Below are 6,141 nucleotides of genomic sequence, written 5' to 3' on the forward strand. Positions count from 1 at the left end.
CCACCAGGGCCCAGGCGATCCCGGGGGCCAAGAAGGGTTGGACAGCCAGCAGGGGAACAAACGCCATGACTTAGCCCTCCCCCCAGGGATCCCGGCCACGCCAGTGCAGATGGCCCTGAATCACCATCACGGTGGTCGCCAAGGTGACGACACCGCCCACCACAAAGATCAAGACAGCGCCCGCGAACGAATCCATCAGACCTCTGCAGCTGGCTTGCGGAAGCGCATTAGCCCCCAACTCAGGCGCCCCTGCTGCCCTCCTTCAATCCAGTGCCCCAGGCCCGCGGCCATGCGCTGGAGGTATTCCGGGCTGATCTTGGCCTGCAGCTCCTGCTCCCGTCGCGTGAGCTCCTCGCGAACACGGCTGTAATGGCGAACCAGCATCGCCGTCTGGTCCTGCCAGACCTCCCGCACGAGTCCGGCCTGGCCCGCCCACTGCTGATAGCGATCCGGTGACCCGAGGTCCGGGAGATGAATGCGATCGAGGATCGCCGTGAGGGACGCGGCCTCCACCCCATCGGCGGCCATCGGATCGGTCAAGACCATGACCCCCCCCGGCTTCAGCAGGCGCGCAGCCTCTTGAAGGACTTTCTGCCGGTCGCCTGAGTGAAGGATGGCGTCCTGGCTCCAGACCACATCGGCACAACCGGACGGAAGCGGAACATCCTCAAAGGAGGCGTCGTGCACCTGGATTTGCCCTTGCAATCCAGCGCGTTCATTGAGCTGGCAATGGCGAGCGTTCTCAACGGCTGAAATATTGATCGCCTCAACGCGGGCCCCGAACTCCTTGGCGAGGCGGCGGGCGGCACCGCCGTAGCCCGAACCCAAATCAACAACCGTCGCCCCAGGCTGGAGCGTGCCGATTAATTCGATTAAGGCATTGACCGTGCGCTGACTGGCAGGAGCGATGGCCTCAGCATCGGAGTCATAGAGACCGATGTGAATGTCTTCGCCACCCCAGACCTCTTCGTAGAAGCGATCAGCATCGACGCTGTCGTAGTAGTCCGAGGCCGTGCGCTCAGCGACTGAGAACTGGGTCTGAGTCATGACTAGATCACCGTTGTATCGCCATCAACCTCATAGGCCTTATGGGCCACATGGGCATAAAAGTCAGGATCATCCTTGCCGCGCTGGTAATCGCCGTAACTGGTGATTTTCTGAAAACCCACCTCGCGCATTAAGCGACGCACATAGCCATAGCGAAGCGGGAACATGTTGAGGTGGAACGTACTGCCATCACTGAAGGCATAGCGGAAGCGAGCAAGACCCTCATCCACACAATCGGGGCTCACTGAGACATCCTCTCCGCAATAGACCGTCCCCTTCCCCTGCTTCACGGCGGCACCACCTTCAAGCAGGCGGTCGTAATTGCGATGGTCGAGAATCAGCAGGCCGTTGTGCTTCAAGACGGCGTAATACTCCGCCAGAGATTTACGCCGATCACGCTCGCGAAACAGGTGCGTAAAAGAATTACCCAAACAAATCACAGCATCAAACGTGCCGTGGATATCCCGGTTCAGAAAGCGCCAGTCCGCCTGGGCAGTCCGCAGGAGCTGATCACGATCTCGGGCATTACGGAAGGCGCGGGCCAGCATGTTGGGACTGCCATCGGCACTCACCACATCAAAACCTTCTTGGAGGAGGCGAATGGAGTGGAACCCCGTCCCCGTCGCGACGTCCAGCACGGACTTCACCCCGTGCTCGCGCAGGATCCGGATATAGAAATCACCCTCCGCCTGCGCGCGGGCCTCCCAATCGATCAGGCGATCCCATCGATCAGCGAACTGCTCGATGTACTCCTGCTGATAGTGATCGGTCTCACGAACAGATTCAGGAGCGGCACCAAACCGCTGCTCATCCATTGCTCCAGCAGTCTTCGGCCGATGGGCCGAGGATGCTTGTGTGCGGTGGGATGTCGTCATTCAATCCTCGGGAGCCACCGATAGACGCAAACCTTCAGGGCTCAGCAATAGGGCTGGGGGATCACCTCTGAAGAGGCCTCCGGACACAGTTCACGAAGTCGTGAACTAAGCCATGGCCGCAACCTATCGATGAGGCCTAGGGCTGTCAGTGGTTGCTTCAAGCTGCAAAGTGATCTGATTGCCGCTCAGTCGCCGACATCAAAGTGAGCGAAGGCCATTCGAGCAAATGTTTGAACTTGCTAAAGACCTGACGATCGCCCTTCAGCCTGTTGATTGAGCTTTTGATCGCTAGGGTCGCCGCAGTGCTTCGGCTTTGAGGTGTCTGCAGAGATCACACTTCAAGCCGTTTCAAAGCAGTTCTTGGGGCAGCCCAAAGCGGCTGTCCAGCAGGTCTCCCTCACGATCCAACCCGGCGAGATCTTTGTGGTGATGGGCCTCTCGGGCTCGGGGAAGTCCACCTTGTTGCGCATGATTAACGGACTGATCGAGCCCAGCTCGGGATCCGTGCAAGTGCGCGGCCAGGCCCTGGCGACACTCTCTCCAAAGGCGCTCAACCAACTGCGCCGGAACGCCATGGCCATGGTCTTCCAGTCCTTTGCCCTGTTCCCGCAACGCAGCGTTCTCGACAACGCTGCGTTTGGCCTGGAGGTGGCCGGCGTTCCCAGGGCGGAGCGTCAGAAGCAAGCCAGACGTGCCCTGGAGCGGGTGGGGCTGGGCAGCCAGTTGAAGCAGAAGCCAGCCCAACTATCCGGAGGGATGCAGCAGCGGGTGGGACTGGCCCGGGCCCTGGCGCTGGATCCCCCGATCCTGTTGATGGATGAGGCCTTCTCCGCCCTCGATCCGCTCATCCGCCGAGACATGCAGGACCTACTGCTGGACCTGCAGGCCGAACAGCGACGCACAGTGGTGTTCATCTCCCATGACCTCGATGAGGCCATCCGCATTGGCGATCGCATCGCCCTGATGCAATCGGGGGAGGTGCTGCAGTGCGGAACACCCCAGGAGCTCCTTGAAGCACCGGCGAACCCCGCGGTCCGGGCCTTCTTTCAAACGGTCGATCGGGGTTCGGTGCTCACCCTGCGGCAGATCGTCGAACCCATCCCCGAAGACCTGGGGATCACTCTCAGCCTGGATTCCGAGGGACGCTTCCAAGGCCTACGCAACCCAGAGAACATTTGGATCGAGGCTTCAGCCGCCGGAGCTCTCCCCTCGGAACTCCTGCTGAACGAAGCCATTAGTGCGGTCTCAAGCAACCCCTGGCCCACCCCCGTTCTGGACCCTGAACGACGACCCTTGGGAGTGGTGACACCAAGGGGGCTGCTGCAGGCCCTCAAGGAGCAGGGCTGATGGTGCTCACGCTGGCGAGTCTCGAGCAGGCCGGGCCGCTGGGGCTAGGGGTAGATGCCGCTGTGGAGTGGCTCTTAAACAACGGCCAGGGCCTCTTCGACGTGGTCCAGGTCGCCATTGAGCGATTGACCGCAACGCTTGAGTTCGTCCTGGCTCAACCCGCGCCATGGCTGTTTGCCCTGGTCGTTGCCGTGGTGGGGTGGCGTTTGGTGGGAGGCAGCTTTGCCCTCTTCAGCCTGCTGGGCTTGAACCTGGTCCTGGCCCTGGGTCTTTGGGAGCCGATGCTCGCCACCTTGGCCCTCGTGATCACCTCCTCGCTGTTGGCCTTGCTTCTGGGCTTTCCCCTGGCGGTGCTTGGGACCCGTCAGCCCTGGCTCTGGAGACTGCTGCGCCCCGGACTGGATCTGATGCAGACGATGCCGGCCTTCGTCTACCTCATCCCGGCGGTGATGTTGTTCAGCACAGGAGCCGTTCCCGCGATCATCGCCACCTTGATCTTCGCCATGCCTCCGATCGTGCGGCTCACCTACCTGGGGATCACTCAGGTGCCCACAGATCTGGTGGAGGCCGGACGGTCCTTTGGTTGCAGCGACCTGCAACTGCTGTGGATGGTGCAACTCCCCAGCGCTCTACCGACGGTGATGAGCGGGGTCAACCAGACCATCATGTTGGCGCTCTCCATGGTGGTCATCACCTCAATGATCGGCGGAGGCGGCCTGGGCGATGTCGTGCTCAGGGGCATTCAACAGCTCAATGTTGGCCTGGGCTTCGAGGGGGGAATCGCGGTGGTGATCCTGGCGGTGATTCTCGATCGCCTGAGCCAGGGCCTCTCACCCAGCAACGCCCGGAGACAACGATGAGCGACGCTCCACGCTGGTCACGGCGCAGCGCCCTGGTGGGCGGCATGGGCCTGGCGGGACTCTCGCTGGCGAGCTTGGTCCAGTTGGGTCGCCAACAACAGGGGGGCCAACGCAACAGCAGCGAATCCCTGGCTCAAAGCACAACTCAAGGGCAGGGCCGGACTGAGCGGAGACCCTTACGACTGGGCTGGTCCCCCTGGGCCGATGCGGAGGTGATCAGCCTGATGGCCAAGCAACTGATCGAGACGGAACTGGGCTGGCCCGTCGAGCGCGTCCTGGCCGACATCGGCATCCAATACGCCTCCGTTGCCCGAGGGGATCTGGATTTGATGTTGATGGCCTGGCTTCCCCTGACCCATCGGGACTACTGGAAGCGCGTCCGCGATCGGGTCTTAGACCTCGGTCCGATGTACTCCGGACGACTGGGCTGGGTCGTCCCTGACTACGTCGATCCGGATCTGGTCACCTCCATTGGCGATCTCCGCCAAGCCTCTATTGCTGCGCGCTTTGACCATCAGGTTCAAGGGATCGACCCGGGATCGGGCCTGAATCAGCTCTCACAGGTCGCCCTGAAGGACTACGACCTCAGCGCGATCAAGTTGGTGGCCTCGAGCAGTGCAGCGATGAGTGCCGTGCTGGACCAGGCCATCCGCGAGCGGCGCTGGGTCGTGGTCACCAGCTGGACACCCCACTGGATGTTTGCTCGCTACAAACTGCGGTTCCTCAGCGACCCCAAACGCGCCTTCGGGGGAACTGAATGGATCCACGCCATCGGCCAGCCAGACCTCAGTGCTCTCGCCCCTGAGGTCACCGATTTCTTGACGCGCTTTCGGATCCCCGATGCCGATCTGGCCGAGGTGTTGTTGAAGGCCCATCAAGACACGGCCCAGTCCGCCGTGGACGCGTACCTCGATCAGCATCCGGAACGGGTCCGCTACTGGGTCAGCGGTCAGATCGGGCCCTCAGGTGCTGCGGGCTGAATGGGAAGCTGTGGCCAACGACTGAACCTTGATGGCGACGGCCTCCCCGCAACTACTGCAGGCCCTGCAGTGGCGCTACGCCACGAAGACCTTCGATCCCAGCCAGCGCATCCCGACTGAAACCTGGGAGGCGCTTGAGTCCGCCTTGGTTCTAACGGCCTCGTCCTATGGGCTCCAGCCCTGGAAGTTCTTGGTCATCACCGACCCCGAGCTGCGGGCCCAGCTACGCCCCCACTCCTGGAACCAATCTCAAATCACCGACTGCTCCCACCTGGTGGTGCTGTTGAAGAAGCGGGAGATCCTGGCCGCCGATGCCGATCGGCTGATCGAGGCCACCGCGACAACCCGGGGCATCGACGCCAGCCTGCTCGAGGGTTACCGCCAGATGATTCAGGTGGATCTGATCGACGGACCCCGCAGCCAGGCCATTGGCCAGTGGAGCGCCAACCAGGTCTATATCGCCCTGGGCAACCTGCTCACCAGCGCCGCCCTGTTGGAGGTGGACACCTGCGCCATCGAGGGCTTCAGTCCCAGCGACTACGACAAGATCCTGGGACTCGAAAGCAGCGATTACCAAAGCTGCGTGGTCTGCGCCTGCGGCTACCGCAGCGCCGAGGACAAGTACGCCGGCCTCGCCAAGGTCCGCTACTCCGCCTCCGACCTGATTGAGCACCGCTAACCCCGGCCCCACCCCATGGCGAAATCCCGCTCCAAGAAGACCTCGACCAAGCCAGCACAGCCGGTCAAAGCCGAACCCTCGGCCATGCGCATCAAGCTCCAGATCGCTGGCGCCGTGTTCGTACCGATGCTGGGCTTAGGGCTCTGGCTCAACAGCAAGGGCTTTTTCGGTTAAACGCCAAGGCTTGAGCCCAGGCCATCAGCAGCAGCTCGCCGCCGCACTGACAGCGGCGCCCTGGTCAAAGGGAATGGCCGAACCGCAACCCTCAAACAGCCCGTAGTGACGATCAAAGTCCCCGATGAACTGGAAGTGGGGAGCGAAACGGGTCTGGTGCAGCATCCGATAGGTGTTCC

8 protein-coding genes are annotated in these 6,141 nt (G+C 62.1%); 5 read left to right on the top strand and 3 right to left on the bottom strand.

Annotated elements, in window-relative coordinates:
- Positions 1 to 70: 70 nt before the first annotated feature.
- From QZ186_RS11015 to QZ186_RS11025, 3 genes are read right to left on the bottom strand one after another with little or no spacing between them, the layout of a single operon-like run.
- Positions 71 to 196 (bottom strand): hypothetical protein, encoded by a 126-nt coding sequence (locus QZ186_RS11015; protein WP_256463393.1) that lies wholly within the window; start codon positions 194 to 196, stop codon positions 71 to 73.
- Positions 196 to 1,047: a cyclopropane-fatty-acyl-phospholipid synthase family protein gene (locus tag QZ186_RS11020; protein ID WP_296416818.1), complete on the bottom strand. Its 852-nt coding sequence runs from the start codon at positions 1,045 to 1,047 to the stop codon at positions 196 to 198. Before QZ186_RS11020 ends, QZ186_RS11015 begins: the two co-directional genes overlap by 1 nt.
- Before the next feature lie 2 nt (positions 1,048 to 1,049).
- Entirely contained in the window at positions 1,050 to 1,862 is an 813-nt protein-coding gene (locus QZ186_RS11025) for a class I SAM-dependent methyltransferase (protein WP_247477584.1), read from the bottom strand.
- A gap of 378 nt (positions 1,863 to 2,240) precedes the next feature.
- Between QZ186_RS11025 and QZ186_RS11030 the strand changes: the two genes are divergently transcribed.
- Genes QZ186_RS11030 through QZ186_RS11050 form a run of 5 tightly spaced genes read left to right on the top strand, consistent with a single transcriptional unit; the run spans position 2,241 to position 5,962 of the window.
- Positions 2,241 to 3,269: a glycine betaine/L-proline ABC transporter ATP-binding protein gene (locus QZ186_RS11030; protein WP_296416819.1), complete on the top strand. Its 1,029-nt coding sequence runs from the start codon at positions 2,241 to 2,243 to the stop codon at positions 3,267 to 3,269.
- Positions 3,269 to 4,129 (top strand): proline/glycine betaine ABC transporter permease, encoded by an 861-nt coding sequence (locus QZ186_RS11035; protein WP_247477583.1) that lies wholly within the window; start codon positions 3,269 to 3,271, stop codon positions 4,127 to 4,129. Before QZ186_RS11030 ends, QZ186_RS11035 begins: the two co-directional genes overlap by 1 nt.
- Positions 4,126 to 5,109: a glycine betaine ABC transporter substrate-binding protein gene (locus tag QZ186_RS11040; RefSeq protein ID WP_296416820.1), complete on the top strand. Its 984-nt coding sequence runs from the start codon at positions 4,126 to 4,128 to the stop codon at positions 5,107 to 5,109. The genes QZ186_RS11035 and QZ186_RS11040 overlap by 4 nt, the downstream gene beginning before the upstream one ends.
- Positions 5,110 to 5,140: 31 nt before the next feature.
- Positions 5,141 to 5,788, top strand: coding sequence for an NAD(P)H-dependent oxidoreductase (locus QZ186_RS11045; protein ID WP_296416821.1), 648 nt, complete (start codon positions 5,141 to 5,143; stop codon positions 5,786 to 5,788).
- A 15-nt stretch (positions 5,789 to 5,803) separates the two neighbouring features.
- A complete protein-coding gene (locus QZ186_RS11050) occupies positions 5,804 to 5,962 on the top strand; it encodes a hypothetical protein (protein ID WP_247477577.1) in 159 nt (52 codons plus the stop codon).
- The last annotated feature ends 179 nt before the right edge of the window (positions 5,963 to 6,141 follow it).

The sequence above is a fragment of the Vulcanococcus sp. DEBay_Sum29NL08_54 genome, assembly GCF_017859255.1.
Classification (GTDB): domain Bacteria; phylum Cyanobacteriota; class Cyanobacteriia; order PCC-6307; family Cyanobiaceae; genus Vulcanococcus.